Origin of the sequence: Paenibacillus sp. GM2FR, from assembly GCF_002803325.1 — a bacterium.
GTDB lineage: Bacteria > Bacillota > Bacilli > Paenibacillales > Paenibacillaceae > Paenibacillus_AQ > Paenibacillus_AQ lautus.
The window spans coordinates 3,031,640-3,056,116 of record NZ_MKZM01000008.1; the positions used below are offsets into that span (position 1 = coordinate 3,031,640).

Consider the following 24,477-nt stretch of genomic DNA (forward strand, 5'->3'; position numbering starts at 1 on the left):
GAAATAACAGCATGCAGCTGCATGCTGTTATGATGGCCCGGAGGAGAGACAATTATTCTACATCCGTGGTGCCTGTCGTGTCTGTAGTCCCTGTAGTGTCCGTAGTACTGGTGTCCGTAGTCCCTGTGGAACCATCTGCCGGCTCCAGCAAGATACGCGACGTTGATTTTCCATCCGTTACGGGCTGGCCGCCAACCGTAATGGTGGTTGCAGCGGAATTCCCCGATTTCACGTAGAGTCCCTGGCTATCCAGATCAAAGCTGAGCGAAGCACCATTCTCAAGCATTTGGAAAGCCAGCTTCTCTCCGGAGGTATTGTAACCACGATACACTTCTACCCAGCTCTTTCCATCGCTGGTTGCCACAATCTCAACCTTCACAGACGAGCCTGTTACCTTAAATACGGTGTTCTTGCCTTCCGTCCGGTCCTGCGTCACCGTAGTTTCTCCAGGCGTTGTATTTCCCGGTTCATCGATGTCCGTGCCATCTGTTCCGTCCGTTGCGTCTGTACCTTCACCGTCTGTGCCTTCGTTACCATTGCCGGTATCATCCGTGGAGTTGTCGCCGCCCTGCGCTCCGTCGCCTGGCGTGGCGGGATCCGTATTGCCTGTGTCTTCCGGCTTCTGCGCTTGATCCGTCTGCGTCTGATCATTATTGCTAACCGGAGGTTCATCCTTAGGTTCATTCGAATTGATTGCCACCAAATAAATGACAACAACGATCAGAATCGGGAATGTCCACATCAGCAGTGTAGGCAGCCATTTCATGTTCCGTTCGGCTGAAGGTCTGGTGGCACGTTTTTGAATAACCGGTTCCATGGTCGCTTCCGGTTCGGATTTAGGCACATCCTGTTTATGGCCTTCAAGCAGTTCGTCCGGGTCAATCCCCACCGCTTCCGCATAGGTTTTGATGAATGCCCGCACGTAAAAACTGCCGGGAAGTACTTTGTAATCCCCTGCCTCGATGGCTTCCAAGTATCGCTTGCGTATTTTTGTCATTTCCTGCACATCATCAAGGCTCATCCCTTTTTGTAGACGCGCCTCCCTTAATTGCTGTCCCAGTTCGGACATGCCATCACCTCCTACTTTAGAATTTCGTGGTCAAAGTCAAAAAAATATTATAAATCGTCACTATAAGAGCCCGTGAACGTATCATAAACGATTTCCTCTTCCGGATTGTTTCGCAATTCGATTATAATGTCGAAATCCTCATAGGAATATTCGGATTCACGAACAAAAATATCCGGATGCTCGATCACCTTCGTGCTCTCCATCCCCATAATATCCTGCAGGAGCTGATAGTGGCGCTCATTCGATCGGATTGTGCTGACAATCCCGTCAATGATAAAAATGTTGTTCGAATTCATCTCGTCCTCGGAGAGTTGACTGCGAATGGTTTGGCGAAGCAGCGTAGAGGAAACAAACGTCCAGCGCTTCATCGCACAGACACTGCCCGCAATAATGGACTCGGTTTTGCCGACACGCGGCATTCCGCGAAGACCGATGACCTGATTACCTTCCCTTTTGAACAATTCACCCAAAAAATCAACAAGTAAACCGAGCTCATCACGCGTAAAACGAAACGTTTTACGATCATCCGAGTCCCGGTCAATATATCGTCCATGTCGGACAGCCAAAATATCCACCAGTTTCGGGGGTCTCAAGGCTGTTACCGTAATATTTTTCATTTTGTTTAACATTTTGCCCATCAGGATAATTTTTTCTTCATCATCCGTTTCCAGCAGCATTCCGCGAGTTTGGCCTTCCACGCCGTTAATTGTCAGTATGTTCACTTCGAGCATACCTAACACGGATGCAATATCACCGAGCAAACCAGGCCGGTTCTTATGTATCTTGTATTCCATGTACCATTGGTTCGATTCCACAAAGACACCTCTTTGCACTTCTTTTCCATCAATATTCGACAAATTCCAGCGAAAATTGCACGCAAAAACTGGTCAAATTAAAAATGGGTCACGTTAATGATATATAAAATAAAAATGAAAGGCAAGTATTAACGATGACATGAAAATTACATTCTTTTTTCTTGACAAAAAGCCCCCGTTGGCGGGGGGCTTTTTGCAAGAAGATTATGCGTTGTTCTTGGCCAGTTTCACCATCAGGCGCGCGATAACGTGGCGTTCTTCCTCGTTACCTACATCCCACAATTCTTTCAGTGCCCGGTTGGATGAGTTTTGCGGATCAATCTTCTCATCGAGGAAATCACCGATCTCATAAGCCAGCTGAGAAATGGTGTCTTCACTCATACCCGCTTTCTCGGCTTGAACGACGCGCTCGCCCAGAAATTTCTTCCAGGAATCAAAGTTTTTGATTACGGATGACATGAATTAAATCCTCCTTTTGCGTGGTGGCAATTCAGATTTAAAGTAACAATAGTAATATGTCCCCGTAACCAATACCTTATGAGTGGTGAATTGCACCACGAATGACGATCAGGTTACCCACCCGCCATTCGGGCTGATCACTTGCCCGGTAATGTAGCCTGACTCGGGCAGCGCCAGAAAATACACCAAAGAAGAAATCTCATCGGGCTGCGCCAATCTGCCGACCGGAATTTCATCCTCCAGCATGCGAATCTCATCCGATTCCAGATGCCCCAGCATAGACGTATCCACCGCACCGGGTGCAACGGCGTTCACCGTCACGCCTGATGGAGCAAGCTCCTTCGCAAGGGCCTTCGTAAAGGCGTTAACGCCGCCCTTGCTTGTTGAATACAATACCTCGCAGGAGGCACCCGATAAACCCCAAATCGAGGAAACATTGATAATCCTGCCAAAACGCTGCGAGATCATACGCCCCATAAACGCCTGGGAACATAGAAACATCCCTCTCAGGTTAATGGACATCAAAGTATCCCACTCTTCTTCCGTCACGTCGGACAGAAGCCCGTAATGGGATACCCCGGCGTTGTTTACCAGGATATCCGGCTCCATATCATGACTCTGAAGCTTCTCTTTCATGCGCAATATTTGCTCTTTGTCGCGAAGGTCTGCGGATACAGTTAATACCTTAGCCCCATAGGCCATACAGCGGCGGGCAACTTCATTAGCCGCTTCATGCGAATTCATATAGTGAATAACCACATTCATGCGTACTGAGGCAAAGCGCTCGGCAACTGCCGCTCCAATGCCTCTGCTCGCACCCGTGATCAGTACCGTCATTTCCCCGATCGGTTTCAATTCTCTTCCCATGTCTTGCTTCATTACGGACTCACAACGATCGATACGGCCAATTGCTCCCAATCGACATGCTCCTGCAGTCGGCGGTTTACATCCTCTAGGGTAATGGATTCATAAACCGGAAGAACCTTGAAGAAATCCGCCCCGCGGAATTGGTAGCGTGTGAATTCATGAGCAATGTTTTCCGGGGAATTGAGCATGCGCAAGTATCCGCCCATTTTCTTTTTGCGGGCACGTTCAAAGTCGGAAGCCTGAAACCCGGTTCCCTTGAGCTTATCCACCTCAGTGCGGATGCGTGCCAGAAGTTGATCCGGATCCTTCGTATCTCCGCCAACCGCAGAGAATGCATACTGGGGTGAACTATTATACTCATGGCCGAAGCTGTCGGAAATTAAATCTTCGTCATATAACTGCTGATACAATTCCGTGCTGGATCCGAAGAGGAGGTCCATCATCAGCTTCGTTGTCAAATCGCGGCGCAGCTGCTCCTCGGCTGTTAAGCCGACCAACTTCTCCTTGAAGCCGAACAGGCATTTCGGCAGCGATACGGCCAGGCGGCTCTCTCTTCGCTTCTCTTCGACTCCCTGCGGCTCCGGATCGAATAAACGCTCAATGGAACCTTGCTTCTCATATGATTTCCCGGCTTGATTCGAACGGATCAGGTTCATCGTTTCCTCGGGATCGACGCCACCCACCACGAATAGCAGCATGTTGCTCGGGTGATAAAATGCGTTGTAGCACGTATACAGATCTTCCTTCGTAATCGTCCCGATGGATTCTACCGTACCGGCAATATCGATATGCACCGGATGCACCTTGTACATCGCTTCGATAAGACCGAAGTACACGCGCCAATCCGGATTGTCCTGATACATATTGATTTCCTGCCCGATAATCCCCTTTTCCTTCTCTACGTTCTGATCGGTAAAGTAAGGGTTCTGCACGAAATTGATCAGCGTCTCCAAATTTTCATGGATGTTCTCCGTAGCCGAAAAGAGATACACGGTCTGGTCAAAGCTTGTAAAGGCATTCGCGGAGGCGCCGTTGGAGGCAAACTTGGCAAATATATCGCCTTCCGGCTCCTCAAACATTTTGTGCTCAAGAAAATGCGCAATGCCGTCAGGAACGCGAGTTTCGGACTCGCCTTCGACCTTGAAATGGTTATCCACCGAGCCGTATTTGGTTGCGAAGGTCGCATAGGTTTTCTGGAAGCCGGGTTTAGGCAGCACATACACGTGCAGACCGTTATCCATCACTTCGTAATACAGCGTTTCCTGCAGGTTGTCATAATGAATGCTCTCCACCGGCTATTCCTCCTTTTGACCTTTCAGGAAATAGATCGTATCCAGCGAGAATGCCGCAGCGGCCTGCTTCACATCAGCCACTGTAATGCCTTCCACCTGCTGCAGCAGCTCATCCGGCGTACGTTCCCGACCCGATAACGTGCGATTAAAATCATAAGCGATCATCTCAAAGGCTGAATCCTGCATTTCCTTAATTACGTTGCGGATCATCGCTTTCGTTTGGGTCATTTCGATATCCGTAATGGTACCCTTCGCCATGTCTTCGAGCTGCTGGCGAATAATTTGGACGGCCTTCTCAAAATTTTGAACCTCGATGCCGGACTGGATGGTAGCAATCCCTTTATGGCCGTCATATCGGGAAGACGCGTAATACGCCAGGCTTTCCTTCTCCCTCACATTAACGAACAGCTTTGAATGCGGGTAACCGCCCAATATCCCGTTATACAAGAGTGCGGCGGCATACTCATCATCTCCGTAAGTAATCGTGCTTCTCAGACCCATGTTGAGCTTGCCTTGATTAATGTCCAGCTTCTCCACGACCGTCTGCGTCTCGTTTGCGGCCGTTCGTGTGGAGGAAGGAACATAATCCTTACTTCCTGTTCTGTTCAGTTTAAAATGCTCCTCTACGAGCTTCTTCACCTCATCCAAACTCGTATCGCCTACCACATATAAATCCAGAACGGATTCATTAAGCCAATTCTGATAGACTCCGTACAAGCCTTCCGGCGTGATACCGTCAAGATCCTTCCGTTCTCCTAGCGGATGCAACCGATACGGTTCGTTCTTGCACATGACCTCAATGCAGCGCTCCGCAGCGTAACGAATCTTATCATTGACGATGGACTCCAGCTTCTTGCGGACTGTGTCACGCTCGGTCTGTACATAAGATTTGCGGAATGCTCCATTCTCTAACACAGGCTGGGTGAAAGCCTCGCCCAAAAAAGCAAATGAAGAGCGCAGCAGGCTCTCCGGACTCTTAACAAAAGAGTCATTGATCGTATCCATGCGAAAGTGCACGATCTGATAATCGCCGCGCTTATACACGTCAAATCCAAATCCGGCGCCGTACAGCTGCTCCAGCTGTTCTCGGAAAGCTCGCGTTTCCGGGTAGGAAACGGTCCCTCTGCGCAGCACAAAAGGTGTGAGCGCGGTCGAGGTCACGGTTTCTTCCGCTAACGGACTTCCGGCGTAAAGCGATATCGCAAATGTCTTGAATCGGTTGGTCGGCAATACGTGAATCCGTATTCCTCCGACTGTACCGTGTTCAAATTCCGTTTTCGTCAAGGTCCATATCCCCTTACATCATGGATTGTCGTTGCCAAAATTTACTTCATAGATAACTTTCATTCTAACCCATTGCAAAGTGAAGAAGCAACCGAAGACAGGCCCCGGTTGCTGTTGTTTACGGCTTACATACAGAAGATATGTTGACCGATGGTTTTGACTTGAGGACGGGTCCATATCCATGGCGAGGTGGCCGTTTTCGGATTAAAATAGTACAGACAGCCCCCTGTCGGATCCCAGCCGCTCAGCGCCTGCTGTACCGCTTTCTTCGCCTGCTCGTTCGGTTCAAGCCATATTTGACCGTCGGCTACTGCGGTAAAGGCTCTCGGCTCAAATATAACCCCATGCGGCGTGTTCGGGAAGCTTGGTGATTTTACCCGATTGAGAATAACCGCCGCTACGGCAACCTGGCCTTCAAACGGCTCTCCGCGCGCTTCGCCATAAACGGCATTGGCCATGATTCTCAAATCGTTCTCTGAAAGGCCCATTGAATCAGATGATGCTAGGTTGTTATTGCCGCTTTCTTTGTTTGCTGAATCGCCACCACCGGCTCCGGCCGCTGCACCGCCACCGCCTTCATGAAGCTTCGGAGCGGTTGGACGAAAGTCCTTGGTAGCATTATACAGTTTAAGCTTGACCTTCGGACCTACGATACCGTCGACCTTCATGCCAAACTCCGATTGGAACCATTTAACGGCTCCTTGGGTTTTGGAACCAAATACGCTGTCGATTTTACCATGATAAAAGCCCAGGTGTTTCAGACGGCCTTGGAGCTCATACACATCTTCGCCAGTAGAACCGAATTTGATGGTCTGCTGGCTAAACGTTGGCAAAGCTTCCTGAAGATTCGAATGATCTGCTTTAAGGCCTCCCTGAGCGAAGACAACGGCAGATAACAGAATCGCAATGCTTATCAGAATCCAGATTCTTGAGTTTTTCATGCTGCGCTCTACCTTTCTCTTGTGGTTTAACAAGCCTCGCTACGGTTATTATGACAAGCCTGCCAGTTTCCTATGCACCTGTTCCCGAGAGGAGCTGATGAAGACAGCACATCATCGCAGCACAAAGAGAGCTGTCCCTCAAAGGAACAGCTCCTGATGTTTGGAATTGGATTTCATTGATCATACAAGGATTTATCCATATGTTCTGCCAAGCTCTACACACGCCATAACCAACGCGCCAACCCCATGAAGATCATTCTCGCATTGCTGCCTTTCCACATAGTGCTTATAATCGCCGACACCTGTCCCGATGCAGATCTTGGGCATAACCAGATGTCCTTGTCCATTCATATATACGGATTGAGCCAGGCCGTTAAATCCGTGTCTTGCATGCGAGATCAAGGAAGAATCCAGATAACCGAGACGGATTCCTTTGGCCAAGGTATATATGAAGAGACTGGAGCACGAAGTTTCCAGCCAATTGTCCTCACGGTCCCCTTTATCTATAACCTGATGCCACAGCCCGGTAAGCGGATCCTGATAACGCACCAGCGCCTCACTTAATTCACGGAGCACGACAGCCAGTTCTTCCCTCGCCGGATGATCCTCAGGCAGTAAATCAAGGAACTCCACGATCGACAGCGCATACCAGCCTAACGCGCGTCCCCAAAATTCCGGGGATTGTCCGCTAACCGGATCAGCCCAAGGCATCGTTCTGCTCTCGTCCCAAGCATGATAAAATAACCCGGTTGCCTGATCCTTGGTATGGGAACGCATCAACCTCTCCTGGAACAGCACCTCATCAAATAAATGCGGCTCGTTATACTGCTGTGCATATTTCATCGTGAACACGCCGCCCATATACAAGCCGTCCAGCCACATCTGGTAAGGATAGCGATCCTTATGCCAGTATCCTCCTTCCGTGGTCCGATTCAGCGTAGATAACAGACGGAGCAGCTTATCCGCGGCAGCCCTGTACCGATGTTCGGGAAATACAGCATCCAGCTCCATCAAGAGCAGGCCCGCTTGCACGGAATCCAGCTCCCCCCGCTCCAACAGCAGATTCCCGTTGGAATCCACCAGATGATCGACATAAGCCTTTACGTAATCCAAAAACCTTGACTCCCCGCTAAATTTCCACATTTGAGACATACCCACCAGAAATACGCCCTGGTGGTAATGCCACCGCCCTGCGGGCGGCAGCTGCTCGGGCGAATACGTTTCCATGATCGATTGGCAAGCCTTGGTGCCGAGTTCTAAGGGTGACAAGGTCCGATGTTCCTGCTGCTGAGTGGGATTGGACATAGGTGCGCCTCCTCTTTTTTTCTAAACATGTTCCAACAACTCACGCTATAAAATGACGCCATCCTTAAAAATGGATATTTCCCGGAAGCCGTTGCGTTCATTTCTCGTCTGTTCAACGCCCGAGGCTAATTGGACAATATGATTCATGAGTTCCTCATGAAGCTCATCCATGCCTTTACCTTCCAGCAAAGCACCTGCATTAAAATCAATCCAATGTTTTTTGCGAGCGGCCAGCTCGGAATTGGTCGCGATTTTGACGGTTGGGACCGGGCCACCAAACGGCGTCCCCCTCCCTGTCGTGAACAGCACGAGGTGGGCGCCCGCTGCAGCCAAGGCCGTAACCGATACGAGATCATTGCCTGGCGCTTCGATCAGGTTTAACCCCGGCTTTGTTGATCTCACGCCGTAACGGAGAACAGCGGATACGGTGGCATTTCCCCCTTTTTGCGTGCACCCCAGCGATTTCTCTTCCAGGGTTGTGATGCCGCCGTCTTTATTCCCGGGCGAAGGATTTTCATAGATTTCCTGTCCGTGCGATACGAAATATTGCTTGAAATTGTTAATCAGCATCGTAATATCCTTGAACACCTGTTCGTCGGCGGCCCGGTCCATCAGGATCGTTTCAGCTCCAAACATCTCCGGCACCTCCGTCAGTAAAGCGGTGCCACCGTGAGCGGTGATGGTATCCGCAATACGACCCGCCAGCGGATTGGCTGTAATGCCCGACAGACCGTCCGAGCCGCCGCATTTCAGTCCGATCTTCAGCTTGGATAGTGGAACCGCCGACCTTTTGAAAGTCTCTGCATATTGTACGAGCTCCGAGATGAGGGACAACCCCTCCTCCAATTCATCCTCCATGTCCTGAGCACGCATATATTTGATCCGTTTCCCATCCTGCTCCCCAATCATGGCCTGCATTTGATCAATCTGATTATTCTCGCAGCCGAGCCCGATAATAAGCACGCCTGCCGCATTGCCATGCTGGGCCAGGGACGAGAGCAGACGCTGGGTATGGTTTAGATCATCCCCAAGCTGCGAGCAGCCGTAGGGATGCGGGAAGTGATAAACCCCGTCAATGCCTCTCCCTTGAAACTGCTGCCCGGCCATGCGCGCTAACAGCTCGCAAGTTTTGTTAATGCAGCCAACGGTGTTGATGATCCAAATTTCGTTGCGGATCCCAACCTCACCGCTCGGTCTGATATACCCCTGGAACGTGGGAGATTCCCCCATAACAGTCGCCGAATCTTCAAGTGCTGCTTTTGCACCAGGCTTATACTGATACTCCACTTCACCGGAAAGTCCAGTCTTCAAATTATGAGTATGGATCCATCTCCCCGGCAAAATGACTTCCTTCGCCAGTCCTATCGAATAGCCGAATTTTAGTACATGGCTGCCCGGCTGTATCAAGCGAAGAGCCACCTTATGACCTTTTGGCACATTCTCGGTTAACTCGATCGCATGCTCCTTCCCGTTCAAAAGCCCGATGGCATGTTCTCCTGCCGACAAAGGACGAAGCGCAACACCGACATCATCCTTGTTGTGAAGTATAACGATGTCGCTCATGTCTCGATCAGCTCCATTTCTTCGATATAACGGCTTACCACTTCATGAAGATGGGATATCCGGTTCAAATCCTCGCCCCATAAAGCCTGATTGCCAAGAATGGATGCCACAAGCTGACGTATACTCCATTCCCCGTCTTCTACCTTTTGCCACGCTTGATAAAATGTCATCAGGCTGTCCGGATCATCTCTCAACAGCATCTGTTCACCATCAAGACGCATTCCGTACCACTGCCCCTCTATCGATTTGGCATGATACAGACGGATCAAGGAGGCCAATCCCCGTGTCATGAGGCTTGGGAGCGTACTGTGCGAACTGACATATTCCTTTAAGCTTGGCAAAAGCCTCACCTTGAACTTGGAGATGCTGTTCATGCCAATATCCTGGAGCTTGTGCCGAAGAAAGGGATTGCGGAATCGCTCCCATACGGTGTCGGCATATGCCTTGACCTCTTCCGGCGGGAGAGGCACCAAGGGGACGATCTCTTGCAGCATTGCGCTGCGAATGTCTTCTCCCCATTCCGTGCTCTCTGCGATCTCTTTCACTTCAGTGAAACCGTGAAGCAAGCCGATGGAAGCCATTAGGGTATGGGTTCCATTCAAGATCCTTACCTTTCTCACCTGGTACGGGGTCAGATCGGATACCCACCTTACCTGGAGACCCGCTGACTGTAGTGGCAGCCTGGACTCCAATGACGGGTCGCCCTCAATAGCCCAGAAATAATAGGGCTCCGCCGTGTTCAACAATCGGTCTTCATAACCCCATTTGTCAAAATAGCGCTCGGCCTCTTCCGGATAACCGGTTACGATCCGGTCCACAAGCGAGTTCAGAAACAGGTTGCTCTCCTCGACCCAGCTCCGAAAAGCTAACGAAAGCTCCCAATCCTCAGCATGCCGCAGCACAATCGATCGCAGGATATCCCCGTTTCGTTCCAGCAGCTCGCAGGGCAGGATCAACAGCCCCTTATGCGGCGAGCCCTCATAATGCTCATAACGCCGATATAAAAGCATGGTCAGCTTGGCGGGGAATGACATCGGCGGTTCCGGCGGATTCCAGTCACTGCGCTGATAAGCGAGACCAGCTTCCGTGGTATTGGAGACTACGATCTCCAGGGAATCCAGCTCGGCGACGCTCAAGAAATGCTCCCATTCGGCATAGGGGTCAATCATCTCGGAGAACACCGTGATCCATAACTCATCCTCAAACTTCCGGCCATCCTGCAGCCCTCGGGTCAGCAAGCCGTAAATCCCTTCCTGCTCCCGCAGCTGCTCCAGCTTGCGCCGTCCCCCGGGTCTTGGCTGACTGACGGCAACGCTCCCTTGGAACAACCCCTGCCGGTTGCATTCATAGATCATCCAATCGAAGAAACCTCTTAGAAAATTACCCTCGCCTATTTGAAGCACTTTAACGGGGTAGTTCAACATATCCAACTGATGCTGCTGTTGTAATGGTAAGGAATCCCTTCCTATCAGCTTTAACGCTCGGCCGCGGTCTGTGTTTGCATCCATGCTCTATCTCCCTTCCGTCCGGCCAAATCGGAAATAACGCTCAGCGTTGTTGTAACAAATATCCTGTACGATCCCCCCGAGCCATGGAAGATCATCCGGCGCCTCTCCCCGTGTAACCCACTCTCCGAGGAGATTGCATAGAATCCGCCGGAAATACTCATGCCGGGTATAGGATAAGAAACTTCTGGAGTCGGTCAGCATGCCGACAAATCGGCTTAACAGCCCCATATTGCCGAGTTTGCTCATCTGGTCGACCATGCCGTCCTTGGTATCGTTGAACCACCACGCGGATCCGAACTGGATTTTGCCCGGAATGCCGTCGCCTTGAAAACTGCCGATCAGTGCTGCGAGAATATCGTTATCGCTTGGGTTAAGCGAATAGAGAATCGTTCTCGGAAGTGCCCGCTCTTGATCAAGCCGATCCAACAGCTTCACGAGTGGTACCGCGATTGGACTATCATGAATCGAATCATAGCCGGTATCCGGGCCTAGTTCTCGGAACATCCGGGTGTTATTGTTGCGCTGGGCGTTAATATGAAATTGCATGACCCAGCCGAGTTTCGCGTAAACTTGGCCCAGATAAAGCAGCGTATACGTTTTGAATTGCTCCTCTTCCTGACGGGAAACCCGCTCCCCTTTAAGCGCTTTCAGGAATATGTCAGCCGCTTGTGTCTCCGTAACCTCCTGATAAGGCACGTAATCCAGCGCATGATCGGATACCCGACCACCAACGGAATGGAAAAACTCAGCCCGCTGCTCAAGTGCCTTCAGGAATGCCGAATACTCCGTAATCTCCATCCGGCTTCGCTCCGCCAACAATTTCACCCACGGAAGGAATGTCTCCCGGTTAATCTCCAGCCCTTTATCCGGACGGAATGATGGGAGCATCTGAAATCCGGCATCGCCTTCCTCCGCCAGCTTGATATGATATTCCAAGCTATCCGTTGGATCATCTGTCGTACAGACCACTTTGACGCGGCTTGAAACGATCAATCCCCTGGTTGTCAAATCATGTTCCTGCAGACGCTTGTTTGCCGCTTCCCATATCTGCGGAGCGTTCTGTTCATTAATGATATCCTTAATGCCGAACAGTCTTTGCAGCTCCAGATGAGACCAATGGAATAACGGATTGCCGATCGTCATCGGAACGGTGCGCGTCCAAGCCAAGAAGCGGTCATAATCGCTCACACCCGGTCCGCCCGTAATGTATGCCTCTTCCACTCCAGCGGCTCGCATCGCCCGCCATTTATAGTGATCGCCGTTAATCCACGCTTCGGTCAAGTTCTCAAACCGGTGATTGTCAACGATCATTTGCGGACTCAGATGACAGTGGTAGTCGATGATGGGCATGTCTTTTGCATAATCGTGGTACAAGGTACGTGCAGTCTCGTTGTTAAGCAAAAAATGTTCATCCATAAAAGGTCTCATGTTAACACCGCCCGTTTCTGTAGATTTATCTACTATGTTACGGCATCATCAGTTGGATTTCTTCACGTTTATTGCGAATTTGAGGGATTATTCAACATATCTTGCTTTGTTTTAGTCAGTAGAAGTTGTTACAATATAACTAATGAGTTGAAATATACCTCACCATGAAGGCATTGAAACGAAGCGGGGGCGATTATGATATCCAGCGATACCCATACCGTAACCTACGGGGAAGAAGAAGGGGAATTTTACTACCATCGCATTCATCGCACAAAGCCCTTTGAACGAAATAACCATTACCACGGAACCTATGAAATCTACTATTTGGTTTCTGGCGAGCGCAATTATTTTATAAAAGAAAAATTGTACACCATTCGGGCGGGTGACCTCATTCTCATCAATAAATTCGACGTTCATAAAACGTCGGGTCAAGGCGATCCGGAGCATGAACGTATCGTCATTAATTTTAGCGATTCTTTTCTCGGGAAAGGCCACCCGTTGCTGGTATCCGGATTGCTGGGCATGTTTAATCAGGATCGGCCGCTGCTGCGTTTAACCGTTCCAGAGCAAGCGATCATCATGCAAATTTTGAACAAAATGGCCGATGAGATCAGAGAAGGTTCCGCTTCGTACGAGTACATGCTGCAGGTGCTGCTTACGGAGTTATTAATCAAAACCTCTCGGTTAACCCATTCCGCCTCGCTGCCTGCCCACACTTCCTTGAATCCGCTCCATCAGAAAATCACGGACGTCGTTAAGTTTATTCACGCCCATTATGCAGACAAAATCACGCTGCAGCAATTATCCGAAACCTTCTACATCAGTCCGTTCTACCTGTCGCGGATATTCAAAGAAATTACGGGCTTTACAATCATTAATTATCTGAACCTGACCCGCATTCGCGAGGCGCAGCGCCTTCTGACGGATACGGACCTAAAAATCGTGGACATCGCCGAATCGATCGGTTTTGAAAGCCTTACGCATTTTGACCGAACCTTTAAGAAAATAATGAAGATGACGGCAAGTAAATACCGCAAAATGAATAGCATCCCGTGAACCAACAAAAAAGGAAGCGATCAACCCAAAATTTGGGATTGCTCGCTTCCTTTTTACGAAGTTAGGGGATTGGCTCCCTTAACTGATTCGATTCTGCTGTTGTTGGTATTGCTCCATGGACATCAGCACTTCCCGCGGTTTGCTTCCCTCATAGGGTCCGATAACCCCGCGTGCCTCCATGGAATCAATGAGACGCGCTGCACGGGTATAACCTACCCGCATTCTCCGCTGCAGCAGCGATACGGACGCTTGTTTGGCTTCCAATACGATGGTCACCGCCTGCTCATACAGCTCATCCAATTCTTCTTCATCTGAATTCGAAGATTCCTCAATTTCAGGCACCAACGACTCATCATACTCCGCTTGCCCTTGATCCCGGACAAAATCCACGATGTTCTCGACTTCATGATCACTCATGAAGGCTCCCTGCACCCGGATCGGCTTGGAGGAGCCCATCGGCATAAACAGCATATCCCCGCGGCCGAGCAGCTTCTCAGCGCCCGCCATATCCAGAATCGTTCGGGAATCGACCTGCGAAGACACGCCAAAGGCGATACGCGACGGGATGTTTGCTTTAATGACCCCGGTAATAACGTCGACCGACGGACGCTGCGTCGCGATGATCAAGTGGATCCCGGCAGCACGGGCCATTTGGGCCAGCCGCGTAATCGCGTCTTCCACATCGTTGGCTGCAACCATCATCAAATCGGCCAACTCGTCCACGATAACGACGATATAAGGCAATACTGCAGGCAAATTATCCTTCATCAGATTGTTGTAGCCCTCAATATTTCGCGTCCCGGATTTGGAGAACAGCTCATACCGTTTCTCCATCTCTACTACGATTTTCTTAAGTGCCAAGGATGCCCGTTTCGGATCGGTTACCACCGGTGCCATCAAATGCGGAATCCCGTTGTAGACATTAAGCTCAACCATCTTCGGATCGACCATCAGGAACTTAACCTCATCCGGCTTGGCTTTATACAAAATGCTGGTAATAATGCCGTTGATACATACGGATTTACCCGAACCCGTTGCACCTGCAACAAGAAGATGGGGCATGCGTGCCAAATTACCGACAATCGTCTGACCTGAAATATCACGGCCAAATGCAATCGACAGCTTCGATTCCGATTCCTGGAACGTTGGCGTCTCCATAACCTCTCTCATCGTAACAAGTGAAACTTCGTTGTTCGGCACTTCGATCCCGATGGCTGATTTGCCGGGAATCGGCGCTTCCATCCGAATATCCTTGGCCGCAAGCGCGAGTGCAATATCATCGGTCAAATTGACAATCCGGCTAACCTTAACCCCGATGTCCGGCTGAATTTCATAGCGGGTGACCGACGGCCCCCGGACAACCTCCAGCACCTTGGCTCGAACGCCGAAACTTTCCAGCGTCGCCTCCAGCTTACGGGCTACCTGCATATAATCGTTCTGGTCTCCACCCTTGCCGCCATTGTTCGGTTTGGACAGCAGCCGGAATGGAGGCAGCTTATACGGCTTGGGAGGCGGAGCGGGAGGCGCTGCCGGTGCCGTTCCCTCTTGCGCCCCATCTTCCATAATGGCTGCATTCGACTCGCCATTCGACGTCTCAGGATCTCCCATGGGCTCCGGACTCGCTGCCGTGTTCCCCAGAGGTTCCTCTTGTGCCGAAGGTATCATCGCTTCGTGATCGTCGTACTCGTCATCCAGACGCCCTTCTTGTTTCACTTGCTCAAAGAAATCGCGAATAATCGGCGATGAAGGCACAGATTCTGCTGCAGGAGAGATAATCTCCGCTTCCTCCTCCGGTTGAACCGGACTGTTGAACAAGACGACCTCCTCTTTCTCCTTAGCACCATGCCCGTTACCAACCGTAAATACCGGAGATGCCTCATCCGCATCATCCCGGGCCTCTTCCACTGCTTCGTCCCGCTTGTTGCCTTTGGAACCGAACAGCTGGAAGAATTGCGGCGCTTTGCGGCGCGGCAGCCTCATGCCCTCCATATCATCCAGATCATCATCCTCATCCAGATCCTCCGGCAGCTGCATGCGTTGTTCCTTCGCGCTTGATTTCGCCGCCGCTTTGGATTTCGTCTGCTGGCTGTTAACTTTTTTCTGAATCCGTTCTCCGGCCTTCACAACCCTTACGCGGAACATCCGCATTAAATCAACATAGGACAGGTTGGTAATCAGCATGAAGCTGATCACTAGCATGACAATCATAATCAACTTTGCCCCGATGCTGCCGAACAGCATTAACAGAAAGGCAAACTGCAGCGCTCCAACGTAACCGCCGCTGATGTCTCTACCCATGACGGGATGATGTCCATCATCTGCGCCGGCATGAAGGAGCTCGCCTTGCAAATCACTATGTATCTGGCTCATCGCATTTGACGCATTCAATTGTCCAATCGGGGCCAGCTTCGACTCCAAACCTGCAATACTGCTCATTAAGGTGAGCGATAATACCAAGAGAAGGACACCGGTGCGTCTGCTGTTCCACCGTTTGGGCCATTTCCGGTGAATCATCACCATTAACCCGTAATAGATGCCGATTAGGGGGATGATAAAATAATACTTGCCCAGCAGATATCCAGACATCTTGGACAGGGAACGCCCCACCGGTGCTTCTCCGGATAATGCGATGACCGAAAGTGTCATCAATACAATCCCATAAATTTCATACTTCAATACGGCTGCAAAGGCTGCCTTCTTCTTTCTTTTCCGCTTTGCCAAAAGTGTCACCCCCGAATCCATATTATAGCATAATATTCGGTGGCGTACCTATGTTCTGTTTTCAGCCTTTAGCCTCATTTTCTACCGTCGGAATATAGCGAATTATTGCCCCCGGAGCGTAGCGTGGATTCAAGTAATCTTGAAGCCCGCAGTCCAATAAACGGACAATTTTCGCCTGATCCTCTGCCATGGGTTCAACTTCCATCAGTATTCCTTCCACCCGAACTTCCCTGGACGTAACGGCTGCCTGCTCCCCTTGCAGCATCCCGATCGGATCCAATGGCATGACGCTGTACCATATCATTGCGTAATCCCCCCGGGGCTTATCGTTTTACGTTCTGCAATCATGCTGTTCAACCGGCTTAATGCCTGCCCGATTCCCCCCACTTCGTTCATCAGGCCATATTTTACGGCGTCCGTACCCGAAACCGCGGTGCCGATATCCCTGTTCAATTCACCGGTTTTGAACATCAGATCCTTAAACTGTTCCTCCGTGATCCTCGAATGGCTCGTCACAAAGCGCACGACGCGTTCCTGCATTTTCTCCATGTATTCAAAGGTCTGCGGCACGCCAATGACTAACCCGCTCATACGTATCGGGTGAATGGTCATCGTCGCGCTCTCCGCGATGATCGAGTGGTCTGCTGCTACAGCGATAGGGACGCCGATACTGTGCCCCCCTCCAATGACAACCGTTACGGTCGGTTTGCTGAGCGATGCAATCATCTCGGCAATGGCAAGTCCGGCTTCGACGTCACCGCCAACGGTATTGAGGATGATCAAGAGCCCTTCGATCCGCGGATTTTGTTCAGCTGCCACAAGCTGTGGAATCATATGCTCGTATTTGGTGGTTTTGTTTTGCGGTGGAAGCACGAGATGTCCCTCGATTTGTCCAATGATCGTCATGCAAAAAACGTTGGATTCCCCGCCGCTCGGCAGTCCCGTCTGTCCCAGCTGCTGTATGGTTTCCGTTACGGCTGCTTTCTTGCCTTCCTCGGTGGGGAGAACCGGAGGCGCTTCCGTCTCACCAGTCCATCCTGCTTTTCTGTTGCCGGTAGTCCATTGATCGTTGTCCACTGCGCATCCCTGCCTTTATCTTAATGTCTAGCTGCTGCAACCAACACATAGCTAACCCTTAGTATGGCAAATGACGGGACTATTTTATGCTTATCGGGTGCATTCAGCAAGAGATCGTAATTGCAGCAGCCACAAAAAAAACTCCTGCCGAAATGACTCGGGAGAAGTTTTGGGATCAACCTATAAAAAGCCCCTCTTTCGCGGGAACCGTCCAATTATTACCTGCGAAAAAGGGGCGACTGTGTGCCTGATTTATTTTGTTATCTTGTATCAGACTTCCATAATGATCGGCAAGATCATCGGTCTGCGACGTGTTTGTTCATACAAGAAGCGTCCCAATGCGTCTTTTACACTGGTTTTCAGTGACGCCCATTCATTCACGTTTTCACTCATCAGCTTCTGAAGCGTGCTGGAAACGATACGATTGGCTTCATCCAGAAGCCCTTCGGATTCCCGTACGTATACGAATCCACGCGAAATAATATCAGGACCGGATACGATGGAACCGTTTTGCTTGCTCAAGGTAACAACAACGACCAGAATTCCGTCCTGGGACAGAAGCTTGCGATCGCGGAGTACGATGTTTCCTACGTCACCAACGCCAAGTCCGTCAATCAGAACATTGCCAGCGGTTACTTTGCCGGCTTTGCGGGCAGAGCCGCCTTGAATTTCCACGATTTCACCGATATCTGTAATAAAAATGTTATCCGGATCAACACCAACGGACTCTGCAAGCAGAGCGTGACGGCGCTGCATCCGGTATTCACCATGGACAGGGATGAAAAATTGCGGTTTCATCAGATTCAGCATCAGCTTGAGTTCTTCTTGGCTGCCGTGACCCGATACGTGGACACCCGAATTGGATCCGCTATAAATCACGTCTGCTCCAAGACGGAACAACTCATCAATTGTACGTCCCACATATTTTTCATTGCCTGGAACCGGTGTCGCTGCAATGATGACCGTATCCCCTGGCAGAATGTCCACCTTGCGGTGAGTAGAACGCGCCATGCGTGTGAGCGCTGACATCGGCTCTCCCTGACTGCCTGTACACAATACGACAACGCGGTCGGCTGCCATTTTGTTAACCTCTTCAGGTTCGATCAGCATGCCGTCCGGAATGTGCAAGTATCCAAGCTCAGCGGCAATGGACACCACGTTGACCATGCTTCTTCCGATAACCGTTATTTTGCGGCCAGTGGATTCGGCTGCGTTGACAACCTGTTGAATGCGGTGCACATTGGATGCAAACGTTGCAACAACAACCCGCTGCTCGGCCTTACGGAAAATATCTTCCAGCACGATACCCACGTTTTTCTCGGAAGGCGTGAAGCCTGGTCTCTCTGCGTTCGTACTATCTGACAGAAGAGCCAATACTCCCTTGCTTCCGATCTCAGCCATACGCTGCAGATCCGCATACTGGTCATTTACCGGAGTATGGTCGAACTTAAAATCCCCCGTATGCACAACATTGCCTTCCGGTGTTTCGATACAGATCCCTACGGAATCCGGAATACTGTGATTGGTCTTGAAGAAGGTCGCTTTCAATGTGTTTCCGAGTTGTACTTCCGAATCCGCATGGATCAGAATCCGTTTCGTCTCACCAAGCAAATTCGCTTCTCTGAGCTTGTTTTCCACCAATCCGAGCGTCAATTTCGTTCCGTATACAGGAACATTCAAGTGTTTCAATACGTATGGGAGGCCGCCGATATGGTCCTCGTGACCGTGAGTCAGCAAAATCCCTCTCACTTTGTCGCGATTCTCCGTTAAATAGCTAATATCAGGAATAACAATATCAATCCCAAGCATATCTTCTTCTGGGAACTTCAATCCCGCATCCACGACAACGATGTCATTGGCATATTGAATGACATACATGTTCTTCCCGATCTCACCGACGCCGCCCAAGGCAAAAATCGATAGTTTATCGTTGCTTATTTTCTTAGACAAATGTATCTAACCCTCCTATAGTTTTGGACGTCGTACCATTGTTATATTAAATTTCAAAAAAATACCGCACCCAGTCACTTGAATTCATTATACATGATGAAAAAGTGAAAACACAAGTCAACCACCTTCGTGAGCCATAGGATACCCAGAAACAGAAGGGTTTAAAACGAAGAAAGCCACTGCCTTCATTGAAGGCAATGGCTTGGATATGGTAGGTGTGCAGGTTACAAGGAAGACAGCATCTTACGGATAAATGCAGCCTCATTCTCACTAGGAGAAACAAGCGGCAGACGAACGCCGCCGACCTGATAGCCCCGCTCAATCAAAGCGAATTTAACTGCCGCCGGGTTCGGAAGCGGGTCAGGACATTCAAACAGGCCCTTAAACAGCGGGAACAAGGATTGATGCAGCTTGGCGGCTTCCTTCACGTTTCCTTCCACATAGGCTTGGATCATATCCTTCATGCGGGCCCCAGCGATATGACTGGCCACGCTTACGATTCCGTAAGCACCTACGGCCAGAGCAGGAAGTGCCGCGGAATCGTCGCCGGAATAAACGATGAACCCTTCCGGAGCTCCTGCGGCAATGCCGGTGACCTGGTCAATCGAAGCACATTCCTTGGTCGCAACGATGTTCGTTATTTGAGCCAGACGCAAGGTTGTGGCCGTGCTTAGGCTGATGCCCGTCCGTCCAGGCACATTGTACAGCATGACAGGCAAGGAAGTGGCCTCAGCGACCGCCTTAAAGTGCTGGTAGAGCCCTTCCTGGTTCGGCTTATTGTAGTATGGAGCGACAAGCAGAATACCGTCGACGCCGCAGCTTTCCGCTTTTTTCGTCAATTCTGCAGAATGTGCCGTATCGTTGCTGCCTGTACCTGCGATGATCTTGCTCCGTCCACCTGCCTGCTTCACTGCGAACTTAAACAGTTCAAGCTTCTCGTTTTCGCTAAGCGTTGGCGATTCGCCCGTCGTTCCTGCAATGACCAGGGAGTCCGACTTTTGTTCCACAATCAGGTGCTCGATCAATCTCGCAGTCTCGTCCCAATTGATCTCACCATTCTGATCAAATGGGGTTACCATAGCCGTAATCAATCTTCCGAAATCCACAATGATTCCTCCTTAAAGCTGTCCCAAACGGGCAAGCTTCCTTCGTAAGTAATCTTATATATAGTATTTCCTATCAAACGTTTAACGAACAGATTCATCTTATGTGCTTATCGGTGAAGTTCGAATTTGTGATGCAAAGCACGCAGCGCTTGAGCCATATCTTCCTTCTTCACAAGCACCCAGATCGTTGTGTTCGAATCTGCCGATTGCAGAATCGGGATATCGTGCTCGCTCAACGATTCCACGATTTTGGCCATGATCCCCGGAACCCCGTTGATCCCGCCGCCAATGACGGACACCTTCGCACAACCGGACAAGCTTTTTGGTTTCAAATCCAGGCTCTGCAGCACTTCAATCGCCTTCTCCGAATCGCTGTCAAACACCGTATAAAGGACTCCTGTAGGGGTAACATTAATAAAGTCCACGCTGATGGAATGTTCCGCCATCGATTTGAAAACCTTCAGTTGAAGACCTTCCGTGCGATCGCACTCCACTGAGATTTGCGTAATATTGCTTACATAAGCAACTCCCGTCACAAAGCGGTCCACGATTCCGGATTGTATATCTCTGAAACCTTCCGGCTGGGTAACCAGTGTTCCCTCATTATCCGAGAAGGTTGACCGCACTCTGACCGGAATTTGGGATTGCATGGCAATCTCAACTGCTCTAGGATGAATAACCTTGGCACCTTGATGAGCCATATTGCAAATCTCCGTATAGCTTACATAGCTGAGCGGCTTCGCATCCTCGACGATGCGGGGATCCGCCGTAAGGATGCCGTTGACATCCGTGTAGATATCAACCATTTCAGCCCGAAGCGCGGCTCCAAGTGCTGTAGCCGAGGTGTCGCTTCCGCCCCTGCCCAGCGTCGTAAAGTCACCCGAATCGGTCTGCCCCTGGAAACCGGTCACGATAACAACCTGATAAGACTCCAACTCTTTCAAAACCCGTTCAGGTTTTACGTCCTTAATGCGTGCATTTCCGAAGTGATCGTCTGTAAGAAATCCGGCTTGGGCACCCGTCAACACCGTCGCAGTTATGCCTTCATGCTGAAGCAGGCTGCACAGCGTTGTGGCTGAGATAATCTCACCACAGCAGAGCAGCAAATCCCGCTCTCTGTCAGGAAGCGCGTTTCCGTTATGACCGATCCAGTCCAGGAGAGTATCTGTTGCGTAAGGCTCCCCGCGGCGTCCCATAGCCGATACAACCACAACCAATTGGTAGTGATTAGCCAGTTCGCGCTGGATGTGTCCAATAACATGGGTTCTTGCTTGCGGTGATGATAATGAGGTGCCGCCGAATTTTTGAACTAAGATGCGCATAAAATATTCCTCCGTTTATATATGCCCAGGAGACGTAAATTTCGGGCCGACCGACTGAAACGGCCGGCTACTAAGCCTGGCCGTTCCGTTTGTTGACGATGATTTCCGCGATTTGCACGGCATTCCATGCAGCACCCTTCAGAAGATTATCTGAAACGATCCACATGTTAAGTCCACGCTTATGTCCCAGATCGCGGCGAAGCCTTCCTACGAATACATCCGGTTTCCCCACGGCATCCGTAGCAAGCGGATACGATTGTGCCGATGGATCGTCAACCAGCGTAACACCGGGTGCATTCGACAGAAGCCGATGAACTTCTTCCAGATCATAGTCATTCTTGAATTCAACGTACACGGATTCCGAATGCCCGCTAACGACCGGGATACGTACACAAGTAGCCGTCACTTCGATGGATTCGTCGCCCATAATTTTTTTGGTCTCGCGGACCATCTTCATTTCTTCCAAGGTATAACCATTCTCTGTAAATTTATCGATCTGCGGAATCGCGTTAAAGGCGATTTGATGCTTCACAGGCAGCGATCCAACAGGTAAAATGTCAGGCTGCACCTTTTGGCCGTCAAGAATCTCCTTGCTCTGGCGCAGCATTTCATCAATGGCTTGATGTCCGGCGCCAGAAACGGCTTGATAGGTTGAAACGATAATGCGGGATATGCCGTATGCGTCATGAAGCGGCTTCAACGCGGCTACCATCTGAATCGTCGAGCAATTCGGATTCGCAATAATACCGTTATGTTCATCAATCTTCTCGGCGTTTACCTCCGGCACGACCAGCACTTTATCCGGATCCATGCGGAAAGCGTTGGTGTTATCGATGCATACCGCTCCATGGCGTACCGCATGTGGCGCCAGTGCCTTACTTACATCGCCGCCCGCACTGAACAGCGCAATATCGATTCCCGCAAAACTGTCAGGGGTTGCTTCTTCCACAAGGATCGCTTGGCCGTTGAAGTTCAATACTTTACCGGCGGATCTTACAGAGGACAACAGCTTTAACTCCGCAATCGGAAAATGACGCGACTCCAACAGCTTGAGAATCTGTTGCCCGACTGCACCGGTTGCTCCAACAACGGCCACATTATAATGATGCTCAGTCATCTGGCTAAACTCCCCTTCATGAATGGAACTGCGGCTGTCACTTTTCTATGTTGCCCTTGTTGTTCAAAAGGCTTAATCGCGGTTAATGCGAATATTCAACGATCATCGGCTGCAGCTGTTTCCCTTCCAGTGCCGCATAACAGGCTTCCGGAATCAAATTCATTTTGGCGACAAGCGAGTTCGGCTTCTGCTGTGGATTATCCTGTCCGTACGGGACAAAATATATGTTTTTTGTTACAAGCAGCTTAGCGATATTCGCCGCATTCAGTCCAAGGCCATCATTCGTTGAAATTGCCAGAACCAGCGGTCTGCAATTTCTCATCTGCGCCTTGGCTGCCATTAAAACAGGGCTGTCAGTCATCGCATTGGCCAGCTTGCTGGTCGTGTTTCCCGTGCATGGGGCGATAACCAGAACGTCAAGAAGCTTGGATGGACCTAGTGGTTCCGCCTCCACAATTGTAGAAATAATATCATTCCCGGTTATATCTTTCAACTGTTTCTGCCAATTCTCCGATGTGCCGAATCGGGTATCGGTTGTCATGATGGTGCTGGACACAATCGGCACCACGTTCGCTCCACCATCTTTGAACCGCTGGATCTGCGGCATCACTTCTTCAAGCGTGCAGTGCGATCCTGTCAGGGCATAACCCACTGTTATTCCATTCCAATTCATCTACGCATCCCCCCGAATCTTGATTTCTTCAGAAATCAGCTCCACCAGCGTGTTGGCCATAATGATGCCGGCTGTTTTAGGAGCCACGATTCCGGGTAGTCCGGGTGCGAGCATAGCTTTGATACCCCGTTTTTCGGCATAGCGAAAATCGCATCCGCCGGGTGCAGAGGCAAGGTCGATGATGACAGCCTCCCGAGGCATTTTCGAGATGATTTGTGCTGTGACTATCATAGTAGGAATCGTGTTAAAAAGCAAGTCAATATCCGACACATAAGAGCTCAGATCCCTTACCAGGAAGGGCTTCCAGCCCATTTCCTCAGCTCTGGCATAGTGTTCCGATTTGCGTACGCCCATCCGAATTTTGGCACCCAGGCCTTGCAGGCTGCGTGCCATTGTGAACCCTGTCCGTCCCATGCCAAGCACCATGCTAGTTGATCCGTGAATCGTAAAATCCGTGTTTTGGATCGCCATCATCAGTGCCCCTTCCGCTGTCGGAATGGAATTATAGATGGCTACATCGTCCCTCTCCAAAATCTCTACCAGCTTGATCTTATATTTGTCGCATAGCGAGCGTAAATAGGGTTTCGCCATGCCTGTATAGATCACTCCATGTCCGGGCATCGCTGCGATATGTTCCTCCTGCAGTCGCAATGGCCCTTCTGAGAACAGCGCGCTGACACGTCCCTCATCATCACATCCCACGACAGGCAGGATCAGAGCATCGGCATTTGATAACAGCTCTGGCGTGAGCGGCTCGCGAGTCACTCCCTGAAAAGAATCCTGCAGCTTCTCAAACCCGGCGATCATGACGGAGGCATCCATCTCAGCGCATTTTCTTATGACCTCAATTTGCCTTGCGTCTCCTCCAACAAAGACGGTCCGGACTCCAGTCAGCATGGAAGGCCTCGCTCCTTTCTTCTAACC

Annotated in this window: 21 protein-coding genes; 1 reads left to right on the forward strand and 20 read right to left on the reverse strand. The window is 50.3% G+C overall.

Annotated features, from left to right (window positions below):
* Nucleotides 1–52 precede the first annotated feature (52 nt).
* The 11 genes from PAEVO_RS13520 to uxaC all read right to left on the reverse strand — a co-directional run bounded on the left by PAEVO_RS13520 (nt 53) and on the right by uxaC (nt 12,531).
* Nucleotides 53–1,069, reverse strand: a complete 1,017-nt coding sequence (locus PAEVO_RS13520) for a helix-turn-helix domain-containing protein (RefSeq protein WP_100538015.1) — start codon at nt 1,067–1,069, stop codon at nt 53–55.
* A 47-nt stretch (nt 1,070–1,116) separates the two neighbouring features.
* Nucleotides 1,117–1,884, reverse strand: coding sequence for a DUF3388 domain-containing protein (locus PAEVO_RS13525; protein ID WP_100538016.1), 768 nt, complete (start codon nt 1,882–1,884; stop codon nt 1,117–1,119).
* Nucleotides 1,885–2,088: 204 nt separating this feature from the next.
* Nucleotides 2,089–2,343 (reverse strand): DUF3243 domain-containing protein, encoded by a 255-nt coding sequence (locus PAEVO_RS13530; RefSeq protein ID WP_100538017.1) that lies wholly within the window; start codon nt 2,341–2,343, stop codon nt 2,089–2,091.
* A 108-nt stretch (nt 2,344–2,451) separates the two neighbouring features.
* Nucleotides 2,452–3,222 carry an elongation factor P 5-aminopentanone reductase gene (gene ymfI / locus PAEVO_RS13535; protein WP_071220144.1) on the reverse strand — a complete coding sequence of 257 codons (771 nt, stop codon included), beginning with the start codon at nt 3,220–3,222 and terminating at the stop codon, nt 2,452–2,454.
* Nucleotides 3,222–4,502 carry an EF-P 5-aminopentanol modification-associated protein YfmH gene (gene yfmH, locus PAEVO_RS13540; RefSeq protein ID WP_100538018.1) on the reverse strand — a complete coding sequence of 427 codons (1,281 nt, stop codon included), beginning with the start codon at nt 4,500–4,502 and terminating at the stop codon, nt 3,222–3,224. The genes ymfI and yfmH overlap by 1 nt, the downstream gene beginning before the upstream one ends.
* A 3-nt stretch (nt 4,503–4,505) precedes the next feature.
* Nucleotides 4,506–5,786 (reverse strand): EF-P 5-aminopentanol modification-associated protein YfmF, encoded by a 1,281-nt coding sequence (gene yfmF, locus PAEVO_RS13545; RefSeq protein WP_100538019.1) that lies wholly within the window; start codon nt 5,784–5,786, stop codon nt 4,506–4,508.
* A gap of 125 nt (nt 5,787–5,911) precedes the next feature.
* Nucleotides 5,912–6,727: a spore cortex-lytic enzyme gene (sleB, locus tag PAEVO_RS13550; protein WP_100538020.1), complete on the reverse strand. Its 816-nt coding sequence runs from the start codon at nt 6,725–6,727 to the stop codon at nt 5,912–5,914.
* 192 nt (nt 6,728–6,919) lie between these two features.
* A complete protein-coding gene (locus PAEVO_RS13555) occupies nt 6,920–8,032 on the reverse strand; it encodes a glycoside hydrolase family 88/105 protein (protein WP_100538021.1) in 1,113 nt (370 codons plus the stop codon).
* A gap of 45 nt (nt 8,033–8,077) precedes the next feature.
* Nucleotides 8,078–9,595 (reverse strand): UxaA family hydrolase, encoded by a 1,518-nt coding sequence (locus PAEVO_RS13560; RefSeq protein WP_100538022.1) that lies wholly within the window; start codon nt 9,593–9,595, stop codon nt 8,078–8,080.
* Nucleotides 9,592–11,103: a tagaturonate reductase gene (locus PAEVO_RS13565; protein WP_100538023.1), complete on the reverse strand. Its 1,512-nt coding sequence runs from the start codon at nt 11,101–11,103 to the stop codon at nt 9,592–9,594. Before PAEVO_RS13565 ends, PAEVO_RS13560 begins: the two co-directional genes overlap by 4 nt.
* 3 nt (nt 11,104–11,106) lie before the next feature.
* Nucleotides 11,107–12,531 carry a glucuronate isomerase gene (gene uxaC / locus PAEVO_RS13570; RefSeq protein WP_100538024.1) on the reverse strand — a complete coding sequence of 475 codons (1,425 nt, stop codon included), beginning with the start codon at nt 12,529–12,531 and terminating at the stop codon, nt 11,107–11,109.
* A gap of 195 nt (nt 12,532–12,726) precedes the next feature.
* Here uxaC and PAEVO_RS13575 point away from each other — a divergent pair, with 195 nt between their 5' ends.
* Nucleotides 12,727–13,587 (forward strand): helix-turn-helix transcriptional regulator, encoded by an 861-nt coding sequence (locus tag PAEVO_RS13575; protein WP_100538025.1) that lies wholly within the window; start codon nt 12,727–12,729, stop codon nt 13,585–13,587.
* Between the two features lie 78 nt (nt 13,588–13,665).
* Here the strand turns inward: PAEVO_RS13575 and PAEVO_RS13580 are convergent, their stop codons facing one another.
* The 9 genes from PAEVO_RS13580 to dpsA all read right to left on the reverse strand — a co-directional run bounded on the left by PAEVO_RS13580 (nt 13,666) and on the right by dpsA (nt 24,450).
* Nucleotides 13,666–16,329: an FtsK/SpoIIIE family DNA translocase gene (locus PAEVO_RS13580; protein WP_207797475.1), complete on the reverse strand. Its 2,664-nt coding sequence runs from the start codon at nt 16,327–16,329 to the stop codon at nt 13,666–13,668.
* 40 nt (nt 16,330–16,369) lie between these two features.
* A complete protein-coding gene (locus tag PAEVO_RS13585; RefSeq protein ID WP_100538027.1) occupies nt 16,370–16,612 on the reverse strand; it encodes a YlzJ-like family protein in 243 nt (80 codons plus the stop codon).
* Nucleotides 16,609–17,385, reverse strand: coding sequence for a ClpP family protease (locus PAEVO_RS13590; protein WP_100538028.1), 777 nt, complete (start codon nt 17,383–17,385; stop codon nt 16,609–16,611). Before PAEVO_RS13590 ends, PAEVO_RS13585 begins: the two co-directional genes overlap by 4 nt.
* A 270-nt stretch (nt 17,386–17,655) precedes the next feature.
* On the reverse strand, nt 17,656–19,335 hold the full coding sequence (locus PAEVO_RS13595) for a ribonuclease J (RefSeq protein WP_100538029.1): 1,680 nt from the start codon (nt 19,333–19,335) through the stop codon (nt 17,656–17,658).
* A gap of 224 nt (nt 19,336–19,559) precedes the next feature.
* A complete protein-coding gene (dapA, locus tag PAEVO_RS13600) occupies nt 19,560–20,441 on the reverse strand; it encodes a 4-hydroxy-tetrahydrodipicolinate synthase (protein ID WP_100538030.1) in 882 nt (293 codons plus the stop codon).
* 107 nt (nt 20,442–20,548) lie between these two features.
* On the reverse strand, nt 20,549–21,763 hold the full coding sequence (gene dapG, locus PAEVO_RS13605; RefSeq protein ID WP_100538031.1) for an aspartate kinase: 1,215 nt from the start codon (nt 21,761–21,763) through the stop codon (nt 20,549–20,551).
* A 70-nt stretch (nt 21,764–21,833) separates the two neighbouring features.
* Complete coding sequence (locus PAEVO_RS13610; RefSeq protein WP_100538032.1) at nt 21,834–22,880, reverse strand: aspartate-semialdehyde dehydrogenase; 1,047 nt, start codon at nt 22,878–22,880, stop codon at nt 21,834–21,836.
* 82 nt (nt 22,881–22,962) lie between these two features.
* On the reverse strand, nt 22,963–23,553 hold the full coding sequence (locus tag PAEVO_RS13615; protein ID WP_100538033.1) for a dipicolinate synthase subunit B: 591 nt from the start codon (nt 23,551–23,553) through the stop codon (nt 22,963–22,965).
* Nucleotides 23,554–24,450: a dipicolinate synthase subunit DpsA gene (dpsA, locus tag PAEVO_RS13620; RefSeq protein WP_098746977.1), complete on the reverse strand. Its 897-nt coding sequence runs from the start codon at nt 24,448–24,450 to the stop codon at nt 23,554–23,556.
* Between the last annotated feature and the right edge of the window lie 27 nt (nt 24,451–24,477).